General features: G+C 62.8%; 2 protein-coding genes. Both read left to right on the plus strand.

Going from position 1 to position 2,496, the window contains the following annotated elements; all coding sequences use genetic code 11:
- The first annotated feature begins 224 nt into the window (after nt 1-224).
- Nucleotides 225-1,616 (plus strand): GntP family permease, encoded by a 1,392-nt coding sequence (locus tag AC3WKX_RS34195; RefSeq protein ID WP_102606532.1) that lies wholly within the window; start codon nt 225-227, stop codon nt 1,614-1,616.
- A 7-nt stretch (nt 1,617-1,623) separates the two neighbouring features.
- Nucleotides 1,624-2,397 (plus strand): 3-hydroxybutyrate dehydrogenase, encoded by a 774-nt coding sequence (locus tag AC3WKX_RS34200; RefSeq protein WP_102606531.1) that lies wholly within the window; start codon nt 1,624-1,626, stop codon nt 2,395-2,397.
- Nucleotides 2,398-2,496: the final 99 nt, after the last annotated feature.

The following is a 2,496-nucleotide window of genomic DNA, read 5'->3' on the forward strand; positions in this document are numbered from 1 at the left end:
GTGTCAGTGCCTGAATTACTGCCTGATACACCGCATTCGCGAGCAAGCCCGCTCCCACATTTGATCTCCAACAGTCTCAAATTCGGGACAAAACTTGAGAACACTCTCACAGATCAAGAATTTCTCTATATATTTCAACAGGTTAATAACTTGGCACACATCTCGCTAAAGCCCCTCCCCACCGCCTCACCCCCACAAAAATAACAATCAGATGGAGACACACCATGAGTGTGATCATTGCCCTAGCGGCCCTGGCGCTGCTGATGCTGGCCGCCTACCGTGGCTACAGCGTCATCCTGTTCGCCCCCATCGCCGCCCTCGGCGCTGTGCTGCTCACCGACCCTTCCGCCGTCGCTCCCGCGTTCACCGGGGTGTTCATGGAGAAAATGGTCGGCTTCCTCAAGCTGTATTTCCCGGTATTCCTGCTCGGCGCGGTGTTCGGCAAGCTGATTGAAATCTCCGGCTTCTCGCGCTCAATCGTCGCCGCCGCGATCCAGTTGCTCGGCACGCGCCAGGCGATGCTGGTGATCGTGCTGGTGTGCGCCCTGCTGACCTACGGCGGCGTGTCGCTGTTCGTGGTGGTGTTCGCGGTGTACCCGTTTGCGGCCGAGATGTTCCGCCAGAGCAATATCCCCAAGCGCTTGCTGCCGGCGACCATCGCCCTCGGCGCGTTCTCGTTCACCATGGACGCCCTGCCCGGCACGCCGCAGATCCAGAACATCATCCCCAGCACCTTCTTCAACACCACCGCCTGGGCCGCGCCGTGGCTGGGGCTGATCGGCACGATCTTCGTGTTCTGCGCCGGCATGCTGTACCTGGCCCGCCAGCGCAACAAGGCCCAGCGCGCCGGTGAAGGCTATGGGACCGAGCTGCGCAACGAGCCGGAAACCGCCGAAGACATCAAGCTGCCCAATCCTTGGATCGCGCTGTCGCCGCTGCTGCTGGTGGGCCTCATGAACCTGCTGTTCACCCACTGGATTCCGCTGTGGTACGGCAAGACCCACACCCTCAGCCTGCCGGGCATGAGCGCGCCGGTGCAGACCGAAGTCGCCAAGCTCACGGCAATCTGGGCGGTGCAGGCGGCGTTGCTGGTGGGGATTATCGTGGTGCTGGTGTTCGGCTTCTCGGCGATTCGCAGCAAGCTCGCCGAGGGCAGCAAGAGTGCCGTCAGCGGCGCGCTGCTGGCGGCGATGAACACCGCTTCGGAATACGGTTTTGGTGCGGTGATCGCCTCGCTGCCGGGCTTCCTGGTGCTGGCGGACTGGCTCAAGGGCATTCCCAACCCACTGGTCAACGAAGCGATTACCGTGACCCTGCTGGCCGGCATCACCGGTTCCGCCTCGGGCGGCATGAGCATCGCGCTGGCGGCCATGTCGGAGAGCTTTATTTCAGCGGCCCATGCGGCCAATATCCCCCTTGAAGTACTGCACCGGGTCGCGGCCATGGCCAGCGGCGGCATGGACACCCTGCCCCACAACGGCGCCGTGATCACGCTGCTGGCGGTCACCGGGCTGACCCACCGCGAAGCCTATAAAGATATTTTCGGCATCACGATCATCAAGACCCTCGCGGTGTTCGTGGTGATTGGTACTTTCTACGCCACCGGCATTGTGTGAGGTTGATATGACGACATTGAACGGCAAGACCGCCCTGGTCACCGGCTCCACCAGCGGCATCGGCCTGGGCATCGCCCTGAGCCTGGCCAAGGCCGGCGCCAACCTGATCCTCAACGGCTTTGGCGACGCCAGCGCGGTGATCGCCCAGGTGCAGGCCTTCGGCGGCAAGGTCGGGCATCACCCGGCGGACGTCAGCGACCCGGCGCAGATCGCCGAGATGATTGCCTACGCCGAGCGCGAGTTTGGCGGCATCGACATCCTGGTGAACAACGCCGGGATCCAGCATGTGGCGCCGGTGGACGAATTCCCGGTGGAGCGCTGGGATTCGATCATTGCGATCAACCTGTCGTCGGTGTTCCACAGCACGCGTTTGAGCCTGCCGGGCATGAAAGCCAAGGGTTGGGGGCGGATCGTCAATATCGCCTCGGTGCATGGGCTGGTGGGTTCGATGGGCAAGGCGGCTTACGTCGCTGCCAAGCACGGGGTGATCGGGCTGACCAAGGTGGTGGGCCTGGAGACCGCCCAGAGTAATGTCACCTGCAATGCCATCTGCCCGGGCTGGGTGCTGACGCCGCTGGTGCAGAAGCAGATTGATGACCGCATTGCCAGCGGAGTTGACCCGCAGCAGGCGCAGCAGGATTTGCTGGCGGAGAAGCAGCCGTCGCTGGAGTTCGTGACGCCGCCGCAATTGGGGGAGCTGGTGCTGTTCCTGTGCAGCGAAGCCGGCAGCCAGGTGCGGGGCGCGGCGTGGAATATCGACGGTGGCTGGCTGGCCCAGTAAACGACGATTCCCAAGACACCGCAGCTCAAATGTGGGAGCGGGCTTGCTCGCGAATGCGGTGTATCAGTTAACACATCTGGAACTGACCCACCGCATTCG

The sequence above is a fragment of the Pseudomonas sp. GP01-A4 genome, assembly GCF_058780865.1.

Excerpts from the sequence above, each read along its gene's own strand:
- AC3WKX_RS34200 (WP_102606531.1), top strand. The coding sequence starts at position 1,624 with ATGACGACATTGAACGGCAAGACCGCCCTGGTCACCGGCTCCACCAGC.
- AC3WKX_RS34195 (WP_102606532.1), top strand. The coding sequence starts at position 225 with ATGAGTGTGATCATTGCCCTAGCGGCCCTGGCGCTGCTGATGCTGGCC.